Consider the following 26,495-nt stretch of genomic DNA (forward strand, 5'->3'; position numbering starts at 1 on the left):
GCATTAGGAACGTCCGATCTGCAGTGCGGCTTCGTACGTGGTCTTGGCCCGGTCCACCACGGCGGCATTGGCCTGGTAGCCGCGCTGGGCCATGATGAGCTGGCCCATCTGCTCGGCCAGGTCGATTTCGGGGTAGCGCACGTAGCCGGCCTCGTCGGCGAGGGGGTTGCTGGGTTCGAACACCATTCGACCCTCGGCGGAACCGAAGGACGCGCCGGTTGCGTAGACACCGGAGATTCCGTCGCCCTCCTGCGCGGCGATGTACCGGGCCTGGAACGCGTCTCCGTTGGTGCTCGTGGCGGTGTTGACGTTGGCCATGTTGTCGGCCAGGGCGTCGAGCCACTGGCGGTGCAGGGTGAGGCCGCTACCCGCGATGCCGATCGCGTCGAACGTCATCAGTTGGTCCGCATCGCGGTGCGCATCGCGGTGAACGGCAGCTCGACGGCGCGGGCCGCGAACTGGTACCGCAGCACGGTGTCGATGTTGGAGAGCGTCTCGGTGTCGAGGTTGACGTTGTTGCCGTTGACGTTGGTGGGATCCATGGATCGCGCGGTGTTCGCCGTGACGGCTCCGTCGCTCGCCTCCACCGACTGCGCGAGGGCGTCTTCGAAGGTGACGCGCTGGGCGTGGTAGTCGGGCGTGTTGACGTTCGCGATGTTGTTCGCGATCGTGCGCTGACGAAGAGCAAGGCCGTCCAGGGCGCTGGTGAGCGCCGTAGAGGTCACGGATTGGAGCAGCACGGATACTCATTTCGTCGACAAAATCCGACGGCCGATCCGTGGCCAGTTGACGAGCGATCCGTGCTCACTGTCAGCTATCGGCCGCTCGCGGGTACGCGTTAGTAGTACTGCAAAGAAACTTCTCAGCGGATGTGCAGGTAGGTGGCGTCAGCCCGACGTGTCGAGGTAAACCGACCGGCTCAGCTCCCGCTCGGGCGGCACCATCCGAAGCGCCGCGAGATGCTGGCCGGCGACCAGCCGGGCATCGTCGAGCTCGCGCATGATCTTCTGCTGGCACAGCAGGAGGTCCCGGGCGCGTTCCTGCAGGTGAGCGGGAATCGGCCCGATGTGCGCGGGTGGTTGCCACGGCACCGAGACATCAGCGGCATCCGTCGTCGTGGCTGCCCGGTTTGCGGCGTCGAGCTGATGCTCGAGCTCGTCGAGAACGGTGCCCCAGAGCGATGTCTCAGCCAAAGCCGAGGGCGTTGCCGGTGCTGTTGGTGGCAACCGGCTGGGCCGGGAGCGATTCGGCGGCCTCGTGCCAGGTGAGGCGCAGCGGCTCGAGCAGGGCGATGCACTCCTGGGTGCGTGCCACGTCGCGGTGCGCGTTGGCGCCCATGAGTGCGGTGGAGGCGTAGGTGTAGAGGGCGAAGAGTCCCTCGCCGCCGTTCCAGGCATCCACATTGAGCGACGTGGTGAGCTCCGAGATGATCGCCTGCGCGTGCAGCAGGTTCTCGCTCGCCACGCCCCAGTCCTGCGCGACCTGGGCCGCTTCGGCGCGGTTCAGGTCGAGGAGCAGGCGGTCGTAGAGCATGGTGAGGAGGCGCACCGGTGTGGCGCTGAGAACAGCCTCACGGTTGTAGCGGGCGCGTCGGGCATCGGCATTAGGCATCATGAGAAGTGTCATCAGTTACTCGTCGAGGTCGGTAGAGCGGCGAGCTGAGAGGTGAGCCAGGCTGATTGAGCGTTCATTTTGCTCAGCTGCACCTCCAGCCCCGAATACGTGCGTTCGAGCGTGGCGCGGCGGGACGCGAGGCGACGGTCCCAGCCGATGATCTGGTCTCCAAGGTCTTTGACCATGGATTCCTGACCGGTGATTCTCGCCGTGATCTGGCCGTCGTACTTGTCGGAGGCGTTGGTGGCCGCCTCGGCGACGCGTGCGGCGATCTCCTGCACGGCGGCCTTGGTGCGCACCGGGTCCGCCTTGAGTGCGGCGGCGAACTTGGTGGCATCGAATTCCATTGTTCCGGTCTTCGTGATGCTGATTCCGTACTCGCTGGGCGAGTGACCGTCGACGGGAGCGGATGCCGCGGTGAGCACGCGCTGGTTGAGATCGCGCACCGTGCTGTCCCCGGTGAACGGGCCACTCGAGAGCACCGCAACGCCCGCCGAGTTCGTGCTGTTCACCACGGCCGACTTGGTGGAGATGAGCGCGAGCACGCCGTTCACTCCGCTCACCAGGTCGCTCGCCATCGTGCTGATCGCGGCGTCGTTGCGGGCGACCGTGATGCTCACCGGGTCGACGGACGCCTTGGTGGCCGTGACGGAGACCCCGGGAAGCAGATCCGTGAAGGTGTTGGTGGCGGAGGAGACGCTCTGCGCGGCCGCAGTGCCCGCCCAAAGGGTTACCTGGGCGTCTTGCGCCACCCGCACCGGAGTGAGGTTGGCGGACGTGTCGTTGGCGGGAATGCCGGAGCCGTCGCCGTTGGCCACGGTGAAGCCGGCCGCCGTGCCGGTGCCGACAGCGGTGAACTGAAGCCTGTAAACGGGAACACCGCCGTTCGTTCCGGCCGCGACCTTGACGGCGGTGACGCCGGCGTCCGCCTTGTTCACGGCCGTGACGACGTCGTCAAGGCTCGTGCTCGTCGCCGTGATGTCGGTTCGCACACCGGCCGCGTTGGTGATGCTGAGGCTGTCGCTCGGCCAGGCCGAGACGGCGTCTGACACCGATACCTGGCGTTGGGCCAGCTGGTCGACGACGATGTCAATCTGGCCGGCGCTGGCCGTCGCGGAGGCGGTGACGGTGGCGGCGGTCGAACTGCTCGTTGCCGAGTACAGGTCGAAGGCGCCGTCTTTAGCGGTCTTGGTGGCGAGCGTGCCCAGGTTGGACACGCTCGAGTTCAGCCCTCTGAGGGCCGAGATGAAAGAAGTGGATGCGGCGACCTTGCTCTGCAACTGCGACTGCGGAACGGCCTCGAGTTTCATGAGCGAGTTGATCAGGGAGGTGGTGTCCAGGCCACTGACCAGTCCATCGATTGCCATCGACATGGCGGCTCCTCTCAATCGGTCGGGTCACACGGTGCACACGGTGGCAGCCGCGGGGCGAGGTCCAGTTCGCCCCGCGGCTGATACCCGCGCGTTCAATCAGGTGATGCGGTTACGCCTTCGGTTCAGCGAAGGAGCTGCAGCACGCCCTGGTTGGACTGGTTCGCCTGCGCGAGCATGGCGGTGCCGGCCTGCGACAGGATGTTCGCCCGCGTGTAGTTGACCATTTCCGCAGCCATGTCGGTGTCGCGGATACGCGAACCGGCAGCCGTGAGGTTCTCCGTGGAGACGGCCAGGTTCTTGATGACGCTCTCGAACCGGTTCTGGTCAGCACCGAGCTTGGCGCGCGCGGTGGAGACCGCCTCAATCTGACTATCGATCAGGCCGATCGCGGCCTGAGCCCCGGCTGCGGTGGTGAAGTCCAGTGCCCCAACGCCCGTTGCCCCCGCGCCGGCTGCAAGACCGTCGGGAGCCGTACCACCAGTAGCGGTGGCACTGACAGTTCCACCGGTCAATGATTTGACGTTGATCCCGGTCGCGACGCCGCTTGGATCGCGCGTGACAGACGCGATGAGCTTGTCCGAAAAACCAGAATCGGCGTTCAACGCGGCGGCAATATCGGCAACCGAGTTGGAAGCGCTCGCGGTACCGACAGTAGCAGTCGTGACAAGGCTGGTACCACCGTCGGCCTCAGTGACCGTGAAGGCCTGTGCACCATTAACCAGTGCAGCAGCAGCATCATTGAGAACAAAATCGTTGCCCTTGTTGTTGGTGCCGATGGCGTCAGCGATGTTGGAGACGTTCGCACTGATGCCGACTTTGATCTGGCTGCTGGCAGCGCCATCCGCGCCGATCTGGAAGTTCAACGCCGTGGCGGAACCATCCAGCAACTTCGTTCCGTTGAAGTTGGTAGAAGTACCGATGCGGCTGAGTTCCTCGGTCAGCGCGGTGACCTCGGTCGTGATGGCTTCGCGTGATTTGGCGTTGTTGGAGTCATTGCCGGCCTGAACGGCGAGGTCGCGCACGCGCTGCAGGATCGAGTGCACCTCGTTAAGGGAGCCTTCAGCGGTTTGGATAACGCTGATGGCGTCCTGAGCGTTGCGGCTGGCGACCGTGAGGCCGCCGACCTGCGACTTCAGGCCTTCGGAGATAGCCAGGCCTGCCGCGTCATCCGCTGCGCGGTTGATGCGAAGGCCGCTGGACAGCTTCTCCAACGACTTGGACAGGTCGTTCTGTGTTGTGCTCAAAGCGCGGTAAGCGTTGTTTGCCGCGAGGTTGGTGTTGACCTGCATGCCCATGATGTATTCCTCCGTGATTGGGTCTAGTGCGTCTGGCCATCCATGGCCGGACACCTAGAGCTATCGGCCGGGGGTGCGGGTGGGTTAGGAGATTGGCGGGACGAGTTTCGGAACGGGCGGGTCAGGCGGGGTCTCGAGACGCGCCGTAGACGGCGCTCCTCGACCAGCGACGAGGGCGACGCAGCGCAGACGTGCCACAACCGCCGGTCGAGGCGCGACGAAGGAGCGATCGAGACCACGTGAGCCAGGTCTGAAGGCCGGGTCGCGAGGTCTCGAGACGCGCCGTAGACGGCGCTCCTCGACCAGCGAGGGGGCGGGGCTAGGAGGCTACGGAGATGTCGGGGGTGGGGAGGCGGGCGGCGGCGGCTCGGGTCATGGCCACGGCGGAGTGCTCGGCGAGGCGGGCCAGGTAGGCGCTGCGGCGGGCCGGCGCGATGCGGGACTCGGGTACGTATTCGGCTTCGGCGTCGTCGGCGTAGTGGGTGCCGAGCCCGTCGCGCAGGAGGCGGATCGCCTCGGCACGGGTCTGCGACACGGCGGAGTGCGTGGTGCCGAGTTCGGCGGCGATGTCTTTGACGGCGCGGTCCTCGAAGTAGATCTGTTCCACGACGAAACGAAACTTCTCGGGCAGTGCCGAGATCGACGCTCGCAGGTAGCCGAGGCGCTCCGCGGTGAGAAGCGACTCCTCGGGAAGAATCGTGTCGGCGATCAGCATCTCGGTGGTGGCGTCGTCAATCGTCGACACGGTGCGAGCCGCATCCGCGATGCCGGCCAGGGCCTCCGCGCGGTCTACCCCGAGGGATGCGGCAACCTCGTCCACGTTCGGGGTGCGACCCAACGCCGCAGCGAGGGTTTCCTGCACGGCGAGCGTCTCTTTGATTCGACGACGGGCACCGCGGGTCGCCCAGTCGTTGGCGCGCATGTCATCGGCGAAGGCACCGATGATGCGCCGCCTCGCGAACGCGCCGAAGGGCACTCCGAGAGCGGGATTGAAGGCATCCGCCGAGGTGATCAGGGCAACAGCGCCGGCAGAGGCCAGATCGTCACGTGAGAGGTGCCGCGCCTTGGCCCAAACCTCGGAGACGAGGTACCCCACCAAAGGAAGATTTTCCAGTACGAGTTGGTTGCGCTCTGAACGATTCACGTGCGTTTCCCCCCGATAATGAAAAAATGACCGCGTACGCCCGTACCTGCGCGTATAGCACAAACTTGACGAGGATAATTCACCTGTAATTCACAGCCAATTATCACCTGAAGCCAACCTAGCGGTAAATCACCCCCGAATGTGGGCAGAATATGTCCTCTTTTAGGGGGACAGACGACCGTTCATGGCGTCGATTTCCCGTATTCTGTGTCTAACGCCGTGTGCATCACTGCCGATAGTGCCTACGAATGCGTTGAATCCCTTGCACTTGCGGGCGGCACGGCACGAATCGGAGATGGTGGTTGACGCACATGAGTGCCAATGAACTGTCCGCGTTGCTCTGGCGCGAACGTGAACTTCTGGAGTTGCTCGTCTTCAAGCTCGAAGAGGAGCAACTGCTGCTGCAGGGCGGCAAGAACCGTTGGCTGCAGCACGCCACCCGGGAGGTTGAGCAGGTGCTCACGCTCGTACGCGAAGCCGGCCTCGGTCGCTCCGTCGAGGTAGCCGCCCTCGCCACCGAGTGGGGCACGAGCCAGGATGCCACCCTGCGCGAACTCGCCGCCAACGCTCCCTCCGGCCCGTGGGGCGACATCCTCAACGCTCATCTCAAGGCCATGGGCGAGCTCACCACCCAGATCAAGGCGCTGCGCGACGTGAACGAACAGTTCATTCGAACCGCGAGCCGCTCCATGCAGGAAACCATGGCCGGAGTGGTCCCCGAGATCAACACCTACGACGCCCGCGGAACCGCCGACGGTTCCGCCCGCGCCGCCCGACTGCTCGACCAGAACCTGTAGGCGGCCGCGTTGAGCACCTTCAGCGGCCTGAACACGGCGTACAGCGGTCTCGTCGCCGCACGTAAGGGCCTCGACGTCGTGGGTCAGAACATCGCCAACGCCAACACCGAGGGCTACACGCGCCAGCGGATCGAAACCTCGGCGCTCACTCCCCCGGCAACGACCGGCGTGTTCAGCGCCGGCGTGCGCATCGGCCAGGGCGTCACGGTCGACGGCGTCGCCCGCCTCGGGAACAGCCAGCTCGACGCCCAGGTGCGCCTCTCCGCCGGCACGGCCGGCTACACCGCCGTGCGAGCCAACTCCCTCAGCGCACTCGAAGGCTCGCTCAAGGAGCCCGGTGAGAACGGCATCTCGGCCAAGCTCGGCGCCTTCTGGGCCGGATGGCAGACGCTCGCCAACGGCTCCGACACCACCGCTCCGGCCGCCCTGCTGCTCGGCACCGCCGCGGAGCTGGTGGGCCAGATCAAGCAGGGCTACCAGGACGTGTCGTCCGAGTGGTCAAGCGTGCGCAGCGACCTCGCCGGGATGGCGAACGAACTGAACAGCGCCGCGACCCGCGTTGCCGACCTGAACGATCGCATCCGCTCGACGGTCGCATCGGGCGGGTCCCCCAACGAGCTTCTCGACCAGCGCGGAGCGCTCACCGCCACGATCGCGGCCCTCACCGGCGCCACCGTGCGGGAGCAGCCCGATGGCACGGTCGACGTGCTCATCGGCGGCAATGCCCTCGTCTCCGGCAACAAGGCGCACGCGCTGGCCGTATCGGGAGCGGCGACCATGACGGCTGCGGTGGCCGCGACAGCGTCGGGCGTCAACAACGACCCCCGCCTCGTCTGGCAGGAATCCAGCCGCTCCGGCACCCCCGTGATCGTGGACAGCGGTGAGATCGCCGGAGCGATGTCGATGCTCGCTGCCGGCGGGCCGATCGTCGGCGCCGCGGAGTCCTACAACAACTTCGCGTCGGACCTGGCCCAGAAGGTCAATGACATCTACGGCACGGACTCCGACTCAAAATCCTTCTTCACTGTGGGCCCCGGCCCCGCTGCGGCGAACCTCAGCGTCGTTCCGACAACGGGAGCGGAGGTGCGCGCCGGCAACACGACCCTCGGCGCCTACGACGGTTCGATCGCCGACGCGATCGCGCAGCTCGGCGCCGGCAAGGCCGTGAACACCACCGACGGCACGCCGATCGCCTCCCCCGACTCCGTCTGGTCGACCTTTGTGATCGAGCTCGGCGTTGCGGCGCAGGGGCAGCTGCAACAGGCCAGCGTTGCCAGCAGCACGGCGGCATCCGCCGTCGGCCGCCAGCTCTCCAACGCCTCGGTGGATCTCGACGAAGAAAACGTCAACCTGCTCATGTTTCAGCACGCGTACCAGGGAGCCGCCCGAGTTCTGACCGCGGTGGACGAAATGCTCGACACCCTGATCAACCGCACCGGATTGGTGGGAAGGTAAGCCATGATCGATCGCGTCACCAGCCATACGCAGATGCGCTCAGCGCAGCGCAACCTGCAAGAGAACATGGCCAACCTGTCGAAGCTCCAGGAACAGGCCGGCACCCTGAAGGCGATCAACCGTCCCTCCGACGACCCGACCGCGGCCGCTGCGGCTATGTCGGTGCGCGCCGAGATTCGGGCCACCGACCAGTACAGCCGCAACGCCGACAACGGCAACGCCTGGCTCACGACGGTGGATTCCGCGCTCTCCGCCTCGACGAACATCATGAACCGCGTGCGCGACCTCACCGTTCAGGGGGCCAACGGCGCGCTCTCCCCCGCGGCGAAGGAAGCCATCGCGGTGGAGCTCGACGGTCTCAAGGAAGATCTGCTCGGCGTGGCGAACACCTCCTATCTCGGACGCACGGTCTTCGCCGGCAGTTCCGATAAAGGCGCCGCCTTCACTGCCGCGTACGAGTTCAAAGGGAGCGACGGCAGCAGCGTCAACCGTCGTATCGGTGCCGACACCACGGTTCGTGTGGATGCCGACGGTGGGGCGATCTTCGGAACCCCCGGTACGGTCGGCACCCCGTCCGCCAACCCGTCCGTCTTCGCCCTCATCGACACCATCGCGAGCAACCTGCGCGACGAAACCCCGGTGAGTGACCAGCTCACGGCGATCGATGACCGGCTCTCCACGATCATTGGCCAGCGCTCGGAGATGGGCGCCCGGCTGGCCCGCTTGGAACGCGCACAGGGCGCGCTGCTCGAGCAGTCCGGTGCCCTCGAGGCACAACGCTCGGGCGTCGAAGACATCGACCTGTCGCAGGTGATTCTGGACCTCAAGCTTCAGGAAGTGACCTATCAGGCCGCACTGGCCGTGACCGCCCGCGTGCTGCAACCGACCCTGATGGACTTTCTCCGATGACCGCTTCTTTGACCTTCGTCACTCCCCCACCCGGCCTCGCGCCGATGACGAACTTCACGCTCACCACGATTGACGGCGCCGACGGGCTCTATTCGCTGCAGGCGGTGCCGAACCCGAGCACGCGCCTGTATGTTCTCGACGCCGCCGTGTACCTGCCCGAGTACAGCCCGTACATCTCCACCGAGCAGTCCGGCTCGCTCTCCCTGACCGAACCGACGGATGCGCTCGTGCTCGTGGTCGTGAACCCCGGCGAAGGAAACACCACGGTCAACCTGATGGCCCCGATCATCGTGAACGCACTCACCGGCGTCTGCGCCCAGCTGATCCTCGAGGGTCAGGACTGGCCCCTACGCGCCGAGCTCACCACCGCCGCGTAGCCACACGTTCCGCACGGGTCGTGCCAGAATGCGTGCATGAGCTCGCTGCTGCTGACCGGTGGAACAGGCACGCTCGGCCGTGCCGTCGTGGCGGGTGCCGACCCGGGAGACGTTCGCATCCTCAGCCGTCAGGCGCGCCGGGGATCCGGGCCGGATTGGGCGCGCGCCGACCTTCTGACCGGTGACGGCCTCGATGCCGCCCTGCACGGCGTGCAGACGATCGTTCACTGTGCCACCAACCCGCGTGGCGGCGACGCACGCATGACCCGTACCCTCGTGGACGCTGCCCGGCGCTCGGCGACCCCGCCTCACCTGGTGTATATCTCCATCGTCGGCGTCGACCGCATTCCGCTCGGTTACTACCGCGAGAAGCTGTGGACCGAGCGTGTCGTGCAGAGCTCGGGCCTGCCGTGGACCATCCTGCGCGCGACGCAGTTTCACCAGCTCGTATTTTCGCTGTTCCACGCGCAGCGGCGGATGCCCGTGGTCTTCAGCCCCCGCATCCGGCTGCAGCCCATTGCCGTGCACGACGTGGCCGGCGAGCTGCTGCGCCTCGCGGCGGGGCCCGCCGCCGGGCACGCGCCCGATATCGGCGGCCCGGAGGTTCTCACGGCCACCGAGATCGCCCGCAGCACGTTCGCGGCGATGGGCGTGCGGCGCCCGATCGTATCGTTCCGCCTGCCGGGCGCCACGTTCGCGGCGCTGCGTGCCGGCGACAACCTCGTTCCGGGCAATCGCTTCGGAACCGCAACCTACGCCGATTTTCTGGCCGCGCGCCTCCGATAAAGCTACGCGGTGAGCGGGGCAATGCCGTCGTCGTGGGCGATGAAGATTCCGGTGACGGGCATGGGCGCGAAGGCGGAGGCGAGTTCGACGCTCCACGCCCGGTCCGTGGCCGTCAGCACGGCGGTGCCGGGACGCTCGAGGATGAGAATCACGCTGCCGCCCGGAGCGTATTCCGACAACAGTGTGCACATGTTTGCCCCCGCCGGAGCGAGGTCGCCCGGCTCGGGACGCACCGGAATATCGCCAATCGGGATCAGCAGCGGGAGCTGGTATCCGTGGGCGTCCAACACCATGACCCATAACTGGCGTCGGATGGCGCGCCCGATCAGGTCGAACACGCGCGCTCTGGCCTCTGCCCCGGAATTGACGGGTGGGGACTCATCAAGGATGGTCATGCCTCCAGAATGCGACGCTTCCTCCTGCAAAGTGAGTTATCCACAAGTTTTCTCCGCGGCCGTAGCTGTGAAACCCTCGGGCGTCATACCGCGGCCTCCCGCACCCCCCTAGACTGACAGTCCGCCGTGCCGTCGTGTGCGTCGTCGTCGACCAGCGCAGATCGGAGGATTCATTGACCGGGCCCTGGCTCAGCTCCCCCTCGAATGCCACCGCCGAAGGACGCGCCCTGGAGAAGGCCCACGAATCTGCGGTGTCCGAGCGCATCATCAGCGCCGGTGTTCGCAAGCTGGTGCAGGACTCCTGGCAGCGTTCCCTCTCGCTCAGCCTCGACCCCACCCGGGTCGCCCCGGAACGCGCGCTCACCGACGTTGAGCTGCGCGATATGCGCAACCAGCATCCACTTGCCACCGTGCTGCCGGTCGTGCACAACCTGCTGATCCGGCACGCCTTCGAGTCGAAACTGATCGTGGCGGTCGGCGACGAATCGGGACGGCTGCTCTGGATCGACGGTGACCGGGTGCTGCGCGGCAAGGTGGAGGACATGCTGTTCGTCGAGGGCGCCGATTGGTCCGAAGGTCGCGTCGGCACAAGCGCGCCCGGTACCGCCCTGGCGCTCGATCGTGGAATTCAGATTCGCCGCGCCGAGCACTTCAGCCTGCTCGCCCACCCATGGAGCTGCACCGCCGTTCCCATCCACGACCCCGACACGGGCAAAATCCTCGGCGTCATCGACATCACCGGTGGCGACGAGGCCGTCGCACCACAGACCCTTCCGCTCGTGGAGGCCGCGGTGGCCGCGATGGAGGCGGAGCTGCGCATCCAGCGGCTCGGTGCCACTCCGCGCGACTTCACCACCACACGTGCCGCACCCCTGATCGTGGCCGCGCCGCGCCGGGCCGCAACCCCCGTGACCCTCAACGTGCTCGGCACCGACCACGGGCACCTGGAAACCGGCACCCTGTCGGTGGATCTCAGCCCGCGGCACGCCGAGATCCTCGCGCTCCTCGCCTGGCACCGGGAGGGGCTCTCCGCCGACCGGCTCGCCCTGTTACTGAGCGACGACGGCTATTCGGTCGACACGCTTCGGGCCGAGATGGTGCGCGTGCGCAAGGTGCTCGAACTGTTCTCGGGGCGGGTGGTGATCAGCTCCCGGCCCTACCGGCTCGAAACGACGCTGGAGATCGATGCCCAGCGGGTGCTGGCTTTCCTCGAACGCGGTGCGCACCGGGTGGCGATGGGTGCGTACCGCGGATCCGTGCTGCCCAACTCGGTCTCGCCCGGCATCGCCGACATCCGGTCTGAGGTCAGCGCTCGCCTGCGCGAAGCGATGCTGGCGGATGCCTCGGTGGAGGTTTTGCTCGAATACGCGCGCTCCGAGGAAGCCACTTGGGACACCGAGGTGTGGCGCGCGTGCCTGCAACTGCTTCCTGCCCGCTCCCCCAAGCGGGCCACCGTCGTGGCTCGCCTGAAGCGCATCGACGACGAACTCACACCCGCCCCCGCCCGCGCCCGGTCGTAGTCCTACCGAGCACAAGGCTGGCGACAGCGCCAACGACTGCGTCTGGTGCTGGTTCAGGCCTGTAGGTGCAGCGGCGACCCCGATGTCAGTGGCGATCTGCCGGCGAGCCGGATGGCGGTTCGGGTGGGGTCGGCCGCCGGCGGTGGGATCAGCCAATACTCGGGGCCGATCCGGGTGATCTCCCACCCGTCGTTGTGCAACCGGAGATGATCTCGGGCACAGAGCAGGATGCCGTCGTCGAGATTCGTGAGGCCTCCGTCGGCGTTCCAGCCGTTGATGTGGTGGGCTTCCGTATAGCTCGGTGGTCGGCGACAGTCGGGCCACCTGCATCCGCCGTCCCGAAGCGCCAGTGCCGCGCGTTGCGCCGAGGTAAAGAGCCGCTGCTCCCGCCCCACATCCAGCACCGTGCCGTCCCTGCTGAACAGCACGGGGATGAAACCGGCGTTGCAAATCGACCGGTCGATGGTCGTCGTCGGGACCGCGCCCGGGGATCCTTCGATGAACCCGTCTGCCAGAACCAGTTCGCTCGAGGCACCACGCGACGGTGCCGGGGCTGGAGCGTCTGTCGCAGTGACCACGAGCTTCACCGAAGGGCGAATCCGGCCGAACAGGGTGCCGGGGTCGGCGGCGGCCGCGACCTTGATCACCTCGATCAGGGCCTCGGCGGCGATTTGGTCCGTGGAGCGGGGGTCGTCGATGATGCGTTGCGCGCGTTCTTTCTCGCCCTCTTCCACGAATCTGGGTCCGCCGGTGCGGGGGCCGGTGATCTGCAGCAGGAAGTCCTTGAAGTAGGCGCCGTTTTCCGGGTCCAGTTCGAAGGTGCCGTGCAACATGCCGTCCGGCTTGTCCCACACCCTCAGGTACTGCCGGGCGCGCATCGCGTCGGCTCGCGACGCGACACCGGCGGCATCGATGGAGTCCCGGCACTGCCGGGCCGCCTTCGCCGCCTGGTCCGCGTTTACCGACTGACATTGGTCGATCAGCTGCACGACCGCGTCGGCGAGCATCGCTTCGGTCACCCCGATTGCGGTTTCACCGAGGCCCCGACGAATCGCCGTCGCGGACTCGGTACTCAAGGTCCCATCCGTAACGGCGGTGCCGAGCGGCGCGAACCACGGCGTGTGCACATCTACTGGCGGCGCCTCGGGAAACTCCCGAGCCCACTGGTCGGCCTGCTTCTGGCGTTCCCGGGCGGTTTCGGCCTCGGTGGCCATGGTCCCGGCCTCGATCAGGCGACGGGTGTCGGCCTTGCTGCTGCCGCCGCCTCCGCCCAGGGACTGCACATAGTCCTCAGGACTGGGGTATCCCTTCTTGCGGGCGAGGCCTTCGCGGCCGAGCTGCCAGTCGGAGCGGGTGGCGACGTTCGCCGCCGACAGGGCGAGGTAGGTGGCGACCTCGCGGGAGAGCCGAGCGATGGCCCGGTGGGTGTTCTCCGACTGATCGTCGGAGAGCTCCGCGAATGACGCCGCGGATATACCCGACCGGGCCAAAGCCACGGCCAGATCAACGAAAACACCGTCAATGGTGGTTGTCATGAGATAAGTGTGACAGGCACCACTGACACTGGGCCGAGCCGATCCGGGCCCCCGCAACCTTTCGCAACGTTGGTGTTCCTAGACTCCCAACCAAGGCCGCGACAAGCGGCCTTCCCGACATCGTCGTCGAATAGGAGTGTCATGACCGTATATGCAGCCCCCGGAACTCCGGGCGCAAAGGTGAACTTCAAGCCCCGCTATGAGAACTGGATTGGCGGAGAGTGGGTTGCGCCCGTCAAGGGTGAATACTTCGAAGACGTGACCCCCGTCACCGGCCGCCCCTTCACGGAGGTCGCCCGCGGAACCGCGGAAGACATCGAGCTCGCCCTCGACGCAGCGCACAAGGCCGCCCCGGCCTGGGGCAAGACCAGCGCCACCGAACGCGCCGCCGTGCTCAACCGCATCGCCGACAAGATCGACGCCAACCTCGAGCTTCTGTCTGTGGCCGAGACCTGGGACAACGGCAAGCCGATCCGCGAAACCCTCAACGCCGACATCCCCCTCGCCGCCGATCATTTCCGCTACTTCGCGTCGGCGATCCGCGCCCAGGACGGCGACCACGCCCAGCTCGACGGCGACACGGTCTCGTACCAGTTCCACGAGCCGCTCGGCGTCGTCGGCCAGATCATCCCGTGGAACTTCCCCATTCTGATGGCCGTCTGGAAGCTGGCCCCCGCCCTCGCCGCGGGCAACACCGTTGTGCTCAAGCCCGCCGAGCAGACGCCCGCGTCGATCCTCGTGCTGATGGAGCTGATCGGCGATATCCTCCCCCCGGGCGTCGTCAACGTTGTCAACGGGTTCGGCCTCGAAGCCGGCAAGCCGCTCGCCTCCTCCAAGCGCATCCGCAAGATCGCGTTCACCGGTGAGACCACCACCGGGCGCCTCATCCTGCAGTACGCCAGCGCCAACATCATCCCCTCCACCGTCGAGCTCGGAGGCAAGAGCGCCAATATCTTCTTCGGTGACGTGGCCGCCGAGAACGACGCGTTCTACAACAAGTCCCAGGAGGGCTTCGCGCTCTTTGCCTTCAACCAGGGCGAGGTCTGCACGGCCCCCAGCCGGGCCCTGCTGCAGAAGTCGATCTACGACAGCTTCCTCGGCGACGCCGTGCAGCGCACCAGCCTCGCGATCCAGGGCAACCCCCTCGACACCGACACCCAGGTGGGTGCGCAGGCGAGCAACGACCAGCTCGAGAAGATCTTGTCGTACATCGACATCGGCAAGAAGGAGGGCGCCAAGCTCGCCCTCGGCGGCGAACGCGCCGACCTCGGCGGCGACCTCAGCGGCGGCTATTACGTGCAGCCGACCGTGTTCGAGGGCAACAACAGCATGCGCATCTTCCAGGAGGAGATCTTCGGGCCGGTTCTCGCCGTGACGAGCTTCACCGACTACGACGACGCCATCTCGATCGCCAACGACACCATCTACGGCCTCGGCGCCGGCGTCTGGTCCCGCAACGGCAACGTCGCCTACCGCGCCGGGCGGGACATCCAGGCCGGACGCGTCTGGGTCAACAACTACCACGCCTACCCCGCCGGGGCCGCGTTCGGTGGGTACAAGAGCTCCGGCATCGGCCGGGAGAACAACAAGCTCGCGCTCGACCACTACCAGCAGACCAAGAACCTGCTCGTGTCGTACTCGGAAGACGCCCTCGGCTTCTTCTAAACCGTCGCCGGACACGCCCGGTTCACCCCATGTGAACGGCCGGGGCGCTGCGCAGGCAGGCCCCGGCTATTCTGGGGCTGTCAACGACGACGTGTCGTTGACAGCCCGTTTTTCTTTTCTCGGAAGGGCCACACATGCCAGATCTCGCCACAGAGTCCGTGATGGCCTCTGTCACCATTCCCGGGGAGAGTGTTCCCCGCGTTGAACTGGCCCCGGTGGCCATCGACCTGCTGCGCAGCCTGTGGGACGAGCACGGCCCGCTCATGTTCCATCAGTCCGGCGGATGCTGCGACGGCAGCGCCCCGATGTGCTTCATGGCCGGCGAATTCATCACCTCGGACCAGGATGTTCTTTTGGGCCGACTCGATATCGCCCCGGCCGGCGAGCCGGCCCAGGAGATCGACTTCTGGATGTCGGCGGAGCAATTCGCCTACTGGAGCCACACGTTTCTCACGATCGATGTGGTTCCCGGCCGCGGGAGCGGCTTCTCGGCCGAGGCTCCGCGCGGCGTACGGTTCCTCATCCGTTCCCGGCTGATGGAGACCGCGGTCCCGTTCGCCTGACCCGGGGAATCGGTCTAGGAGCCGATGGCCTGGTACGCCGAGAACAGCAGCGACGCGTCGGGGCCCTCGAGGATCGTCGGCTTGGCGATGTCGTCGAGCACCACAAAGCGCAGCATGCCGCTGCGGGTCTTCTTGTCGCGTTGCATCGTCGCCAGCAGGGTGTTCCAGCGCCCCACCGGGTAGGTGGTCGGCAGGGTGAGGGACTCGAGGATGCGGCGGTGCCGGTCGACGGCCTCCACGGAGAGGCGGCCGCTCAGGCACGCGAGCTCGGCGGCGAACATCATGCCGACACCGACGGCGGCGCCGTGACGCCAGCCGTACCGCTCGGCGTGCTCGACGGCGTGACCGAGGGTGTGACCGTAGTTGAGGATCTCGCGCAGGCCGGACTCCTTGAAGTCCTGGCCGACGACGCGAGCCTTCATCTCGATCGACAGTTCGATCAGGCGACGAAACTGGGGCGTGGTGGGGTCGGTCGCCAGGTTCACGTCGGCCTCGATGATGTCGAGGATCTCCGGAACCTGAATGAAGCCGGCCTTCACGATTTCGGCGAAGCCCGCGAGAATCTCGTTGCGTGGCAGCTGCTCGAGCAGGTCGAGGTCGCAGATCACGGCGGTGGGCGCCCAGAACGTGCCGACCAGGTTCTTGCCCTCTGCGGTGTTGATGCCGTTCTTGCCGCCGACCGCGGCGTCCACCATGCCGAGCACGCTCGTGGGGACCTGAATCACCTTGATGCCGCGCAGCCACGTGGCCGCCACGAAACCGGCGAGGTCGGTGACCGCGCCGCCGCCGAGGCCGATCACGGCGTCAGTGCGGCTGAAGTCGGCCTGGCCCATCACCTGCCAGCAGAACGCCGCCACCTCCACGCGCTTGGCGGGTTCGGCGTCGGGAACCTCGGCGATCATGACCTCGTAGTTGTCGAGCAGGCTCTCGCGCAGCGCCACGGCGCGCGCGCCGAGCGTAGCGGTGTGCACGATGAGTACCTTGCGTACCTCGGTGCCGAGCTGCTGCCCGACGGAGCCGATGAGGCCGTTGCCCACGTACACCGGGTAACTGTCGTCGCCGTTCACGGGGATGACGGTTGTTCCGGGCACTGAAGCGAGGGGTGCCGGTGCGGAGGGTGCTGTTTCAGTCATTATCTCTTTCTAACCCAGGCCACGATCTCGTCGGCGATGCCGCCGATGGGACGGTGTGACGTGTCGAAGTGGATGCTTGCGAGCCGCTCGTAGAGCGGGCGTCGCTGGTCGAATATCCGTTGCCAGTCGGTGATTCCCCCGGCGAGCAGCGGGCGCTTGGCGCCGCCGATGCGTTTCCCGACGGCCTTGGCATTGACGCTGAGGTAGATGACCGTGTGGTCCGCCAGGTCGGTTTGCGTGTCGGCGTCGAGCACGGCCCCGCCACCGAGCGAGACGACGCTCGGCGCCAGCAGCGCCTCGGCGACGACCGTGCGCTCGATCACGCGAAAGTATTCTTCGCCCTCACGTGCGAAGATCTCGCTGATCGGACCGTACCGCGCCGCGATCACCTTGTCGGTGTCAATGAACGGCACGCCCAGTCCGCGCGCCACACGCTTGCCGATCCTGCTCTTGCCGGCGGCCATCGGTCCGATGAACACGAGAGGAAACGGGCGCACCTCAGCCGTGTCGCTGGCGGCCGTATTGTCGTTCACTACAGCGACGCGTCGCTCGACGCGCCCGTCTGCAGGTTCGAGGGAATGTGCGCGAGGTACGACTCGAGGTTGCGCCGGGTCTCGCCGATGGAGTCTCCGCCGAACTTCTCCAGCATCGAGTTGGCGAGCACGAGCGCGACCATGGCTTCCGCGACGACGCCCGCGGCGGGCACGGCACACACATCGGAACGCTGGTGGTGCGCCGGTGCGGCCTCGCTCGTGGCGACATCCACGGTGCGCAGGGCACGCGGGATGGTGGCGATCGGCTTCATGCCCGCGCGCACGCGCAGCACGGTTCCGGTGCTCATGCCGCCCTCGGTGCCGCCGGCCTTGTCGCTGGCGCGCTGGATGGCGCCGTCGGACATGACCAGTTCGTCGTGCGCCTCCGAGCCGCGACGGGTGGTGGTGAGAAAACCGTCGCCGACCTCGACACCCTTGATGGCCTGGATGCCCATGAGCGCCGCGGCGAGCTGCGAGTCCAGGCGACGGTCCCAATGCACGAACGAGCCCAGTCCCGGAGGCAGGTTATAGGCGAGCACCTCGACGACACCGCCGAGGGTGTCACCGTCGCGGTGCGCGGCGTCGACCTCGGCCACCATCAGAGCGGATGTCTCGGGGTCGAAGCAGCGCAGCAGGTCGGCGTCGAGGGTGTCGACATCGCTCGCACGGGGAAGCGCGGCGGTCTCAGGTACTCGCACCGGACCGATGGACAGCGTGTGGCTGACCAGGGTGATGCCGAGTTCGGCGAGGAAGGATCGGGCGACGGCGCCGAGGGCGACCCGGGCGGCCGTCTCCCGGGCGCTCGCGCGCTCCAGGACGGGGCGGGCCTCGTCGAAGCCGTACTTCTGCATGCCGGCGAGGTCGGCGTGGCCGGGCCGCGGACGGGTCAAAGGCGCACCGCGACCGCGCGTCGTCGACGGGGCCGAGTCGGATTCGGTGTCGATCGGGTCGGCGCTCATCACATCGACCCACTTGGGCCATTCGGAGTTGCCGATCCGCAGGGCGACCGGGCCGCCAAGGGTGAGACCGTGACGCACTCCCCCGGATACCGTGAGTTCATCCTGCTCGAATTTCATTCGAGCCCCACGACCGTAGCCGAGTTTCCGGCGCGCAAGATCGAGGCGGATCGCATCTAGAGTGACCGGGATTCCAGCGGGCAAACCCTCGACAATGGCGATGAGTTCGGGGCCGTGGGACTCTCCGGCGGTGAGCCAACGAAGCATGGTTCCTATCCTTCCACAGGGTCGCGGCACAAGACGCCGCGCATGGCCGCAAGCACCTCGGTCTCATCCTCAAGCGGGATGAGCGAATCGCCGGCTACGAAAATTCGGTCCTGAATCAGCGCCTGGTGCAACAGCATGCCCAGGCCGGACAACACCGTGCCGCCGCTGGCCTGCCACGATGTGGCCAGCGCACTCGGCCACGGCGAATACGCCACGTCGAACAACGGGACACTGCGGCGCAGGGCGGGCGGGAATTCTCCCGACAGGGTGCTTCCGCCCGGAAGGGTGCTGATGACCAGGTCACTCGTGGGGCGTGCGTCGGCGAGGTCGGCCAGGGCCGACACCGTCACGGTGAGCCCGAGTGTCGTGCCCAGTTCCCTGAGCGGCCTGGCCTTGGCCGGGTCGCGAACGATCACGTCGACGCCTTCGGCTCCGAGCTCCGCGGCGGCCACGAGCGCCGACGTTGCCGTCGCTCCCGCGCCCAGCAGCGTCACGTGCGGCGGCCGCACGACACCGTTCTCGGTGAGCGCACGCACCAGGCCGGCCACGTCGGTGTTGAAGCCGCTGAGCGTCCGCGCGCCGCCCTCCTGGCCTGCCGGTGTGATGAGCACCGTGTTGACGGCGCCGGTGAGCTCGGCCACCCGGTCAAGCTCATCGATGAGCGGGAGAACCTCGTGCTTGAGCGGCATCGTGAGTGACAGCCCTCGCCACTCGGGCCCGAGAACGTCGATGAACGACGCGAGTTCGCCGGAGCGCACCTCGTGGGCCTCATAATGCCATTTCAGGCCGAGGACCCGGTACGCGGCGCGGTGCAGCGCGGGTGATCGCGAGTGCAGAATGGGCGAGCCCAGAACCGCGAATCGCGGGGTGCTGACGCGGGTCACCGGTTCTCCCTCATCCAGTCCTGCCACTTCACGACGGCCGCGTCGTGCTCCTGCACCGTGGAGGAGAAAATCGTTTCTCCCGTGTCGAGGTTCCAGGTCACGAAGAACAGCCACGGACCGTCCGCGGGGTTCAGGGCGGCATCGATCGCAAGGTCGCCGGGGTTGGAGATGGGCCCGATGGGCAGCCCGGGGTGCGCGTAGGTGTTGTACAGGTTGCCGGCGTCGCTGCGCTCGGCATCCGTGGTCGTCACGAGGTGCGTGTTGCCGGTGCCGTAGGCCACGGTCGCATCGGACTGCAGCAGTCCGCTCTTCCACCGCTCCGGGTTGAGCCGGTTGAGGAAGACGCGGGACACCTTGTAATAATCGTCGCGCAGACCGGCCTCCCGCTGGATGAGGGAGGCGAGCACGATCGTCGTCCAGCGCTTCTCCGGGGCGACGCCCGCACTGTCGAGGGCCGTGAACTGCCGGTTAACCATGGTCTTGAGGGCGTCCTGCGCCGAGGTTCCGGGCGAGAAGGTGTAGGTGGCGGGAAACAGGAAGCCTTCGAGTGTGGTCGCCTCGGCCGGCAGCCCGAAGGATGCCGGGGTGGCCGCGGCGGCCTGCAGGTCGGCGAGGGGAATTTCGGTGCCCTCCGCGATCGACTCAAGCACCACGTCGGCGGCGGTTCCCTCAGGAATGACCACCGTCTGGTCGAGCTTGCTGGCTGGATCGAGCAGTCGGTCGAGAGCGGATTCGGCGGTCATCCGGGTCTTGAGCTGGTACGCGCCGGGCTGGAACACCGGCTCCGGCTGCACGGCCAGGAGCAGCTTGTAGAAGGCGGTGTACCCCTTGACGACCCCCTCATCCACGAGCGTCGCGGCGATGTCCGAACCGGAATCACCCGCATGGATCATGACCATGGTGTCTGTGCCGGTTGCGGCCTCCTCCTCGGTGAAGTCCGCCGGCCCCTGCACCGCGGCAATCAGTTGCGCAATGGGGGCACGCAACGCGTAGGCGCCGCCGGCGAGCAGGGCGAGGATGACCACCAGCGCGATGAGGCACCCCCAGGCGCCCTTGCGACGTCGCTTCTCACGCGGCGGTTCGGCGGCGACTGTGGCACGACGATGGGCTCGCCCGGCGGCGCGCAGGTCCGCGCGATCGGTGGGTTCGTTGGTCGGAATCATGGAGGGCCCGTCGTCTGGTTGGCGTGGCGCCGCAACCGCGTCGCGGTTGGGCACTGCGGGCCGGGCAGGCTGGTCTGACTGCTCTGGCTCAACTGGGCCGGCGGCCTGCTCGGGTTCCGGCAGTGGCCCGTCGCCGGTCGTATCGGCCGAGACGGGAGCCGACTCGGCCTCTCCCGACGCTTCACGGGCCAGCTGCTCTGCCTCTTCGCGCGCCTGCTGCGCCAGGCGCAGCGAGCGTCGGGACGGCATCGGCTGGTCGCCGGGAGTGCTCGGCACGATCAGGGCCTTCCGCTCAGGTCAAGGGGCGAGCCGGCTGGGTTGCCCGATGAACGCTCGCTGTCGAGCGCATGCTGCAAAATTATAGTGGCGGCCACCTGATCGACGACCGGGCGCTGCGTCTTGGCCGGGCGCCCGGATGCGCGCAACGCGGACTGCGCCGACACCGTGGACAGGCGTTCGTCGACGAGGCGCACCGGCACGCTCAGCGCGTGCCCCAACGCCTCCGCGAAGGCCTGGGCATCCTCCGTGGACGCGGTCCGGTTGCCGGACAGTGCGAGCGGGAGGCCGACAACGACCTCAACGGCGTCGAATTCGCTGACGATCTCGAGCAGGCGGGCGATGTCGCGGCGCCCGTCCGCGTCGCGGCTCACGGTCTCCACCGGCATGGCCAGCATGCCGTGGTTGTCGCTGCGAGACACTCCGATTCGAACCTTGCCGACGTCGACTCCGACCCGCACACCCGACCGCATGACTTAGCGCGAGACCGTGGACAGCACCGCGCCGAGGGCCGCCGGGATGGCCTCGGTGTTCACTCCGCCGCCCTGCGCGAGGTCGTCCTTGCCGCCTCCGCCGCCGCCGAGGATTCCCGCCACCTGCTTGGCCAACGCGCCGGCCTTGTGGCCGGCGTCACGGGCCGCCTGGTTGGTGGCCACGACGACAACGGGCTTCTCACCGACGGTGGCCGCGAGGGCGACGACGGCCGGGTCTGCGCCCAGTCGCTCCCGCGTGGCGGTCACGAGCATGCGCACGTCGTCGGCGGAGTTGAGCACGCCGAGGTCTTTCGCCACGAGGGTGACCGATCCGGCGCGCGTCTGGGCGGACACCAACGCGGGCACGCGTTCGGTGAGGGCACGGGACTCGAAGGCCGCGATCTTCTTTTCCGCCGACTTGAGGTTTTGTACCAGCTCGCCGATGCGCTCCGGCAGGTTTTCCCGCGGCGTTTTGAGGCTCGCGGTGAGCTGGGAGACGAGGGCTCGCTCGGTGGCGAGGTCACGGAAGGCTTCGAGGCCGACGAGCGCCTCGACGCGACGGTTCGTCGATCCGACGGATGCCTCACTGGTGAGGTTGATCATGCCGATCTCGGCGCTGCTGGAGACGTGGGTACCGGCGCACAGTTCACGCGACCAGGGGCCGCCGATGTCGACGACGCGCACCCGATCACCGTATTTCTCGCCGAACAGGGCCATGGCGCCGAGCGCCTTCGCCTCGTCGAGCGGCAGTTCGCGGGTGGTGACGGGTAGGTTGTCGCGGATGGCGTTGTTGGAGATCTCTTCGATCTCGCTCCGCGTCGCCGGCGACAGCGCCTGGTTCCAGGAGAAGTCGAGGCGGAAGAAACCCGACTTGTTGTACGAACCCGACTGGTGCGCGTTCGGCCCGAGCACCTGACGCAGTGCCGCGTGCAGCACGTGCGTGCCGGAGTGCGCCTGCCGGGCACCGCGACGCCAGTCCGGGTCGACGATGCTGGTCGCCTGGTCTCCCACTCCGACCTCGCCGGAGCGCACCGTGACGGTGTGGCTGATCAGTCCCTTGACGGGCTTCTGCACGTCAAGCACCTCAAGCTCGTACCCGGCACCCACGATCAGGCCGGCGTCGGCATCCTGTCCGCCGGACTCGGCCCACAGGGCCGTCTCGGCGAGAATGACCTCGGCGGTTTCGCCGGCCACGGCGCTCGTCACGGACACGCCGTCGACGATGAGTCCGAGCACGCTCGACTCGTGCTGCATCTCGTCGTAGCCGGTGAACAGGGTCTCACCGGCGGCGCGGAACGCGCTGTACACGCCGAGGTCGGCCAGGTGCGTCTTCTTCGACTTCGCATCGGCCTTGGCCATGGTGCGCTGTTTCGTCATGAGCGTGTCGAAGGCCTCACGGTTCACGCTGAGGCCGGCTTCCTGCGCGATTTCGAGGGTGATCTCGATGGGGAAACCGTAGGTGTCGTGCAGCAGGAAGGCGGTCGGCCCGGCCAGCTCGGTCTTGTTCGCGGTTTTGGTTTTCGCCACGGCGAGGTCCAGAACGGCGCTGCCGCTGGCGAGCGTGCGCAGGAACGTCTCCTCCTCGGAGTACGCGGCCTGGCTGATGCGGCTGAAGTCGGTGAAGACCTCCGGGTAGGAGGACATCATGGCGTCACGCGAGGTGGGGAGCATCTCCGGGAGGCTGGTCGAATCGACGCCCAGCAGGCGCATGGCGCGGATGCTGCGACGAAGCAGGCGCCGCAGGATGTAGCCGCGGCCCTCGTTGGACGGCATGACGCCGTCGCTCATCAGCATGAGGGACGAGCGCACGTGGTCGGCGACGATGCGCATCCGCACGTCGTCGTCATGGTCGGCGCCGTAGCGGCGGCCGGACAGGGCGGCGGCGCGATCGAGAACCGGGCGAACCTGGTCGATCTCGTACATGTTCTCGACACCCTGCTTGAGGAATGCGACGCGCTCGAGTCCCATTCCGGTGTCGATGTTCTTCTTGGGAAGTTCACCGAGAATCTGGAAGTCGCTCTTGCCGGTGCTCTCGCCGCGCAGGTACTGCATGAAGACGAGGTTCCAGATCTCCACGTAACGGTCGTCGTCGGTGGCCGGTCCGCCGTCGGCGCCGTAGGCGGGGCCGCGGTCGAAGAAGATCTCGGAGCAGGGGCCGGCCGGGCCGGGCTGGCCGGTGGACCAGTAGTTGGATTCCATGCCGAGGCGCTGGATGCGGTTCTCGGGGACTCCGAGCGCACGCCAGTACCGGAATGCCTCATCGTCGTCGAGGTAGATGGTGACCCACAGGTCGGCTTCGCGAAAGCCGTAACCGCCCTGGTTCTCGGGGGTGGTCAACAGCTCCCAGGCGAAGCCGATGGCTTCTTCCTTGAAGTAGTCGCCGAACGAGAAGTTTCCGTTCATCTGAAAGAACGTGCCGTGGCGCGGCGTCTTGCCGACCTCTTCAATGTCGTTGGTGCGGATGCACTTCTGCACGCTCGTGGCGCGCGCATAGGGCGCCGGCACGAGGCCGGTGAGGTACGGCACGAACGGCACCATGCCGGCAACGGTGAACAGGAGGGTGGGGTCGTCGCTTACCAGGGAGGCGGACGGCACAACCGTGTGTCCGCGATCAGCGAAGAAGTCGAGCCAGCGCCCGCGAATGTCGGCAGTCTGCATGGTGTCCGTAGCCTTGGTGGTGCGTGAATAGCGAAAGTTTGTGGCGAGCGAGGAGCTACTGGGCAGTCGCCTCGTCGGCGTCGCCAAGCGCCGCGTGCAGCTCGGCCTCGCGCTGACGGTAGCCGTCGGAGATGGCCTCCCCGAACTCGCGCGCCTTGGCGTCAAGGTCGGTGAAGAACTGCTTGCCCTGCTGCGACTTGTTCACCTCGTGGGCGACGACGAAACCGGCGGCGACACCTACAACCAGCCAGATGAAGTTTTTCACAGATGCTCCCTTGAGTTTTGATGGGCGGCACCTATCGCAAAAGGTGCTGCGTTAAGAGTAGCGGTCTTAGTTCACTCTCGCCGGGACGCGGTCGGCCTGCCGACCCGAATGGGCTCCCCTGCCCGGCCCGGGACGGTGTCCGGGGACAGAAAAAGGGCGGACCACCCGGAGGTGATCCGCCCTTCAGCGTAATTCAGGTGATGCTAGCGGGCCGCGTAGTACTCAACGACGAGCTGAACTTCACACGTCACGGGGATCTCGACGCGCTTCGGGGCGCGCACGAGGCGGGCCTGCAGCTTGTCGAGTTCAACCTCGAGGTACGCGGGAAGCTTGGGGAGCAGGTCGACGTGTCCGCCGGCGGCTGCAACCTGGAAGGGTTCCATGCCCTCGCTGCGAGCCTTGACGTGCATGAGCTGGCCCGGCTTCACGCGGAAGGAGGGCCGGTCAACGAGCTCTCCGTCAACGAGGATGTGGCGGTGCACGATCATCTGGCGAGCCTGAGCCGTGGTGCGGGCAATGGCGGAGCGCACGAGGAGGGCGTCGAGACGGGTCTCGAGGATCTCAACCAGGTTCTCACCGGTCAGTCCCTGACGACGACGAGCCTGCTCGAAGGCAATCTTGAGCTGGGCTTCGCGGATGCCGTACTGGGCACGCAAACGCTGCTTCTCGCGCAGGCGGACGGCGTAGTCCGAGTCGGTCTTGCGCTTGGTACGGCCGTGCTCACCCGGTGCATAGGGGCGCTTCTCGAGGAAGCGGGCTGCCTTCGGCGTGAGGGCAATGCCCAGCGCGCGCGACAGGCGGGTCTTACTGCGGGTACGTGACTTTGTAGACACGGTTTCCTTTCAATCGGACTCAACAAGGGAATACCAGGGCGCCGCGCTCAAAAGGCGCTGGCGTCATGGGAGATCAGAGGGGTGTTTGCCAGGGGGCCCGGCTACAGGGCAATCCCATTCAAACTGGAATCGGACGCAGCCGCATGCCAAAACCAGTTGTAGGCAAGGTTCAGGCTACCACAGGAGCCGCCTCGCCCGCGCCGCTCCGGCCCATCAGGCGCCGGCTATCGGCCGCGCACGATTCGACGCAACTTGGCGAGCCTGGCCGAAATTTCCCGCTCATGGCCGTGCTCGGTGGGTTCGTAGTATCGCGTTGATGTGAGCTCGGTGGGCGGGTACTGCTGGGTCACGACCCCGAGGGCGTCATCGTGCGGGTACAGGTAGCCCTTGCCGTGCCCGAGGCGTTTGGCGCCCGGGTAGTGCGCGTCGCGCATGCCCTTGGGTACCCGGCCCATCTTTCCGGCGCGGATGTCGGCGATCGCCTTGTCGAGTGCCATGTAGGCGGCGTTCGATTTGGGGGCGGTCGCGAGGTGCACGACCGCCTGGGCCAGTGGGATCCGCCCCTCCGGCATGCCGATCAGCTGCACGGCGTCGGCGGCGGCGACCGCGATCACGAGGGCCTGCGGATCGGCCATGCCGATGTCTTCGGAGGCGAGGATGATGATGCGCCGGGCAATGTAGCGGGGGTCTTCGCCGGCCTCGATCATGCGCGCCAGGTAGTGCAGGGCCGCGTCGACGTCGCTCCCCCGCACCGATTTGATGAAGGCGCTGATCACGTCGTAGTGCTCGTCGCCGTTGCGGTCGTACCGCAGCAGGGCCCGATCGACCGCGAGGGACACGATCTCCGTGGTGATGACCGGCCTGGTCTCGTCGTCGGCCGTGAGCGTGCTCGCCGCCGACACGGATGCCGCCTCAAGCGCGGTGAGGGCTCGCCGCGCGTCCCCCGACGCGAGCCGGATGATGGCGTCGCGGGCTTCCGGCTCCAGATCGAAGCGGCCCGCCAGACCACGGGGGTCGGTGACGGCACGATCGACCACCACACCGAGGTCGTCGTCGCCGAGGGTTTCCAGGGTGAGCAGAAGGGACCGGGACAACAGCGGGGAGATGATCGAGAACGACGGGTTCTCCGTGGTGGCCGCCACCAGAATGATGACGCCGTTTTCGACTCCGGGAAGCAGCGCGTCCTGCTGCGCCTTCGAGAAGCGGTGAATCTCGTCGAGGAAGAGCACGGTCGACAGTCCGTAGAGGTCGCGGCTGGTGCGCGCCTCCTCCATGACCTGGCGCACGTCGCGCACGCCTGCGGTCACGGCCGACAGCTCCACGAAGCGGCGGCCGGAGCTGTGTGCGATGGCCTGCGCGAGCGTGGTCTTTCCGGTGCCGGGAGGTCCCCAGAGAATCACGGATACCGACCCCTGCTCCCCGGACTTGTCGCTCGCGAGGCTCACCAGGGGTGACCCCGGGGTGAGCAAATGACGCTGACCGGCTACTTCATCGAGGGTTTTCGGGCGCATTCGTACGGCGAGGGGGGTCGCGCCCGTGCGCAGACCCGGTTGAGCATCCGACATTCCTCCAGCGTAGTTTGTGCGTAGAGTTCTACGAGGCTCGCGTGGAGCCGTAGGACCGACG

Annotated in this window: 27 protein-coding genes; 8 read left to right on the forward strand and 19 right to left on the reverse strand. The window is 67.0% G+C overall.

Going from position 1 to position 26,495, the window contains the following annotated elements:
* Positions 1–3 precede the first annotated feature (3 nt).
* From AC1MB9_RS08390 to AC1MB9_RS08420, 7 genes are all read right to left on the reverse strand, one after another.
* Positions 4–396, reverse strand: a complete 393-nt coding sequence (locus tag AC1MB9_RS08390; protein WP_479961514.1) for a flagellar basal body rod protein FlgC — start codon at positions 394–396, stop codon at positions 4–6.
* Positions 396–737, reverse strand: a complete 342-nt coding sequence (gene flgB, locus AC1MB9_RS08395; protein ID WP_479964606.1) for a flagellar basal body rod protein FlgB — start codon at positions 735–737, stop codon at positions 396–398. Before flgB ends, AC1MB9_RS08390 begins: the two co-directional genes overlap by 1 nt.
* A gap of 150 nt (positions 738–887) precedes the next feature.
* A complete protein-coding gene (locus tag AC1MB9_RS08400) occupies positions 888–1,193 on the reverse strand; it encodes a hypothetical protein (protein ID WP_479961515.1) in 306 nt (101 codons plus the stop codon).
* A complete protein-coding gene (gene fliS / locus AC1MB9_RS08405; RefSeq protein WP_479961516.1) occupies positions 1,186–1,614 on the reverse strand; it encodes a flagellar export chaperone FliS in 429 nt (142 codons plus the stop codon). The genes AC1MB9_RS08400 and fliS overlap by 8 nt, the downstream gene beginning before the upstream one ends.
* An 11-nt stretch (positions 1,615–1,625) precedes the next feature.
* On the reverse strand, positions 1,626–2,987 hold the full coding sequence (fliD, locus tag AC1MB9_RS08410) for a flagellar filament capping protein FliD (protein WP_479961517.1): 1,362 nt from the start codon (positions 2,985–2,987) through the stop codon (positions 1,626–1,628).
* 122 nt (positions 2,988–3,109) lie between these two features.
* Positions 3,110–4,282, reverse strand: a complete 1,173-nt coding sequence (locus tag AC1MB9_RS08415) for a flagellin N-terminal helical domain-containing protein (protein WP_479961518.1) — start codon at positions 4,280–4,282, stop codon at positions 3,110–3,112.
* A 319-nt stretch (positions 4,283–4,601) separates the two neighbouring features.
* Entirely contained in the window at positions 4,602–5,426 is an 825-nt protein-coding gene (locus AC1MB9_RS08420) for a sigma-70 family RNA polymerase sigma factor (RefSeq protein ID WP_479961519.1), read from the reverse strand.
* Between the two features lie 311 nt (positions 5,427–5,737).
* On the opposite strand from AC1MB9_RS08420, the gene AC1MB9_RS08425 reads away from it, so the two are divergent.
* Genes AC1MB9_RS08425 through AC1MB9_RS08445 form a run of 5 tightly spaced genes read left to right on the forward strand, consistent with a single transcriptional unit; the run spans position 5,738 to position 9,750 of the window.
* Complete coding sequence (locus AC1MB9_RS08425) at positions 5,738–6,223, forward strand: flagellar protein FlgN (RefSeq protein WP_479961520.1); 486 nt, start codon at positions 5,738–5,740, stop codon at positions 6,221–6,223.
* 9 nt (positions 6,224–6,232) lie between these two features.
* Positions 6,233–7,678 (forward strand): flagellar hook-associated protein FlgK, encoded by a 1,446-nt coding sequence (gene flgK / locus AC1MB9_RS08430; RefSeq protein ID WP_479961521.1) that lies wholly within the window; start codon positions 6,233–6,235, stop codon positions 7,676–7,678.
* A gap of 3 nt (positions 7,679–7,681) precedes the next feature.
* On the forward strand, positions 7,682–8,587 hold the full coding sequence (gene flgL, locus AC1MB9_RS08435; RefSeq protein ID WP_479961522.1) for a flagellar hook-associated protein FlgL: 906 nt from the start codon (positions 7,682–7,684) through the stop codon (positions 8,585–8,587).
* Positions 8,584–8,964, forward strand: a complete 381-nt coding sequence (locus tag AC1MB9_RS08440; protein WP_479961523.1) for a flagellar assembly protein FliW — start codon at positions 8,584–8,586, stop codon at positions 8,962–8,964. Before flgL ends, AC1MB9_RS08440 begins: the two co-directional genes overlap by 4 nt.
* Before the next feature lie 36 nt (positions 8,965–9,000).
* Entirely contained in the window at positions 9,001–9,750 is a 750-nt protein-coding gene (locus tag AC1MB9_RS08445; protein ID WP_479961524.1) for an SDR family oxidoreductase, read from the forward strand.
* A gap of 2 nt (positions 9,751–9,752) precedes the next feature.
* Here AC1MB9_RS08445 and AC1MB9_RS08450 read toward each other — a convergent pair whose 3' ends face one another.
* Positions 9,753–10,145 (reverse strand): hypothetical protein, encoded by a 393-nt coding sequence (locus AC1MB9_RS08450; RefSeq protein WP_479961525.1) that lies wholly within the window; start codon positions 10,143–10,145, stop codon positions 9,753–9,755.
* Positions 10,146–10,318: 173 nt separating this feature from the next.
* Here AC1MB9_RS08450 and AC1MB9_RS08455 point away from each other — a divergent pair, with 173 nt between their 5' ends.
* On the forward strand, positions 10,319–11,665 hold the full coding sequence (locus AC1MB9_RS08455) for a helix-turn-helix domain-containing protein (RefSeq protein ID WP_479961526.1): 1,347 nt from the start codon (positions 10,319–10,321) through the stop codon (positions 11,663–11,665).
* Between the two features lie 53 nt (positions 11,666–11,718).
* Here AC1MB9_RS08455 and AC1MB9_RS08460 read toward each other — a convergent pair whose 3' ends face one another.
* A complete protein-coding gene (locus AC1MB9_RS08460; protein WP_479961527.1) occupies positions 11,719–13,200 on the reverse strand; it encodes an HNH endonuclease signature motif containing protein in 1,482 nt (493 codons plus the stop codon).
* Between the two features lie 141 nt (positions 13,201–13,341).
* Here AC1MB9_RS08460 and exaC point away from each other — a divergent pair, with 141 nt between their 5' ends.
* Together exaC and AC1MB9_RS08470 are read left to right on the forward strand one after the other, a co-directional pair.
* A complete protein-coding gene (gene exaC, locus AC1MB9_RS08465; RefSeq protein ID WP_479961528.1) occupies positions 13,342–14,865 on the forward strand; it encodes an acetaldehyde dehydrogenase ExaC in 1,524 nt (507 codons plus the stop codon).
* Positions 14,866–14,999: 134 nt separating this feature from the next.
* Positions 15,000–15,428, forward strand: a complete 429-nt coding sequence (locus tag AC1MB9_RS08470) for a DUF779 domain-containing protein (protein ID WP_479961529.1) — start codon at positions 15,000–15,002, stop codon at positions 15,426–15,428.
* A 14-nt stretch (positions 15,429–15,442) separates the two neighbouring features.
* Here the strand turns inward: AC1MB9_RS08470 and aroB are convergent, their stop codons facing one another.
* From aroB to AC1MB9_RS08520, 10 genes are all read right to left on the reverse strand, one after another.
* On the reverse strand, positions 15,443–16,561 hold the full coding sequence (aroB, locus tag AC1MB9_RS08475; RefSeq protein ID WP_479961530.1) for a 3-dehydroquinate synthase: 1,119 nt from the start codon (positions 16,559–16,561) through the stop codon (positions 15,443–15,445).
* Positions 16,561–17,094: a shikimate kinase gene (locus AC1MB9_RS08480; RefSeq protein WP_479961531.1), complete on the reverse strand. Its 534-nt coding sequence runs from the start codon at positions 17,092–17,094 to the stop codon at positions 16,561–16,563. The genes aroB and AC1MB9_RS08480 overlap by 1 nt, the downstream gene beginning before the upstream one ends.
* Positions 17,094–18,317: a chorismate synthase gene (gene aroC, locus AC1MB9_RS08485; RefSeq protein WP_479961532.1), complete on the reverse strand. Its 1,224-nt coding sequence runs from the start codon at positions 18,315–18,317 to the stop codon at positions 17,094–17,096. The genes AC1MB9_RS08480 and aroC overlap by 1 nt, the downstream gene beginning before the upstream one ends.
* 5 nt (positions 18,318–18,322) lie before the next feature.
* Complete coding sequence (locus tag AC1MB9_RS08490) at positions 18,323–19,201, reverse strand: shikimate dehydrogenase (RefSeq protein WP_479961533.1); 879 nt, start codon at positions 19,199–19,201, stop codon at positions 18,323–18,325.
* Positions 19,198–20,640, reverse strand: a complete 1,443-nt coding sequence (mltG, locus tag AC1MB9_RS08495) for an endolytic transglycosylase MltG (RefSeq protein ID WP_479961534.1) — start codon at positions 20,638–20,640, stop codon at positions 19,198–19,200. Before mltG ends, AC1MB9_RS08490 begins: the two co-directional genes overlap by 4 nt.
* A 2-nt stretch (positions 20,641–20,642) precedes the next feature.
* Positions 20,643–21,113, reverse strand: a complete 471-nt coding sequence (gene ruvX / locus AC1MB9_RS08500; protein ID WP_479961535.1) for a Holliday junction resolvase RuvX — start codon at positions 21,111–21,113, stop codon at positions 20,643–20,645.
* A 3-nt stretch (positions 21,114–21,116) separates the two neighbouring features.
* Positions 21,117–23,771 (reverse strand): alanine--tRNA ligase, encoded by a 2,655-nt coding sequence (alaS, locus tag AC1MB9_RS08505; protein WP_479961536.1) that lies wholly within the window; start codon positions 23,769–23,771, stop codon positions 21,117–21,119.
* Between the two features lie 55 nt (positions 23,772–23,826).
* Positions 23,827–24,036, reverse strand: coding sequence for a hypothetical protein (locus AC1MB9_RS08510; RefSeq protein WP_479961537.1), 210 nt, complete (start codon positions 24,034–24,036; stop codon positions 23,827–23,829).
* A 203-nt stretch (positions 24,037–24,239) separates the two neighbouring features.
* Positions 24,240–24,869 (reverse strand): 30S ribosomal protein S4, encoded by a 630-nt coding sequence (gene rpsD / locus AC1MB9_RS08515; RefSeq protein WP_479961538.1) that lies wholly within the window; start codon positions 24,867–24,869, stop codon positions 24,240–24,242.
* A 224-nt stretch (positions 24,870–25,093) separates the two neighbouring features.
* On the reverse strand, positions 25,094–26,434 hold the full coding sequence (locus tag AC1MB9_RS08520; protein ID WP_479961539.1) for a replication-associated recombination protein A: 1,341 nt from the start codon (positions 26,432–26,434) through the stop codon (positions 25,094–25,096).
* Positions 26,435–26,495: the final 61 nt, after the last annotated feature.

Source organism: Cryobacterium sp. AP27 (assembly GCF_056680495.1).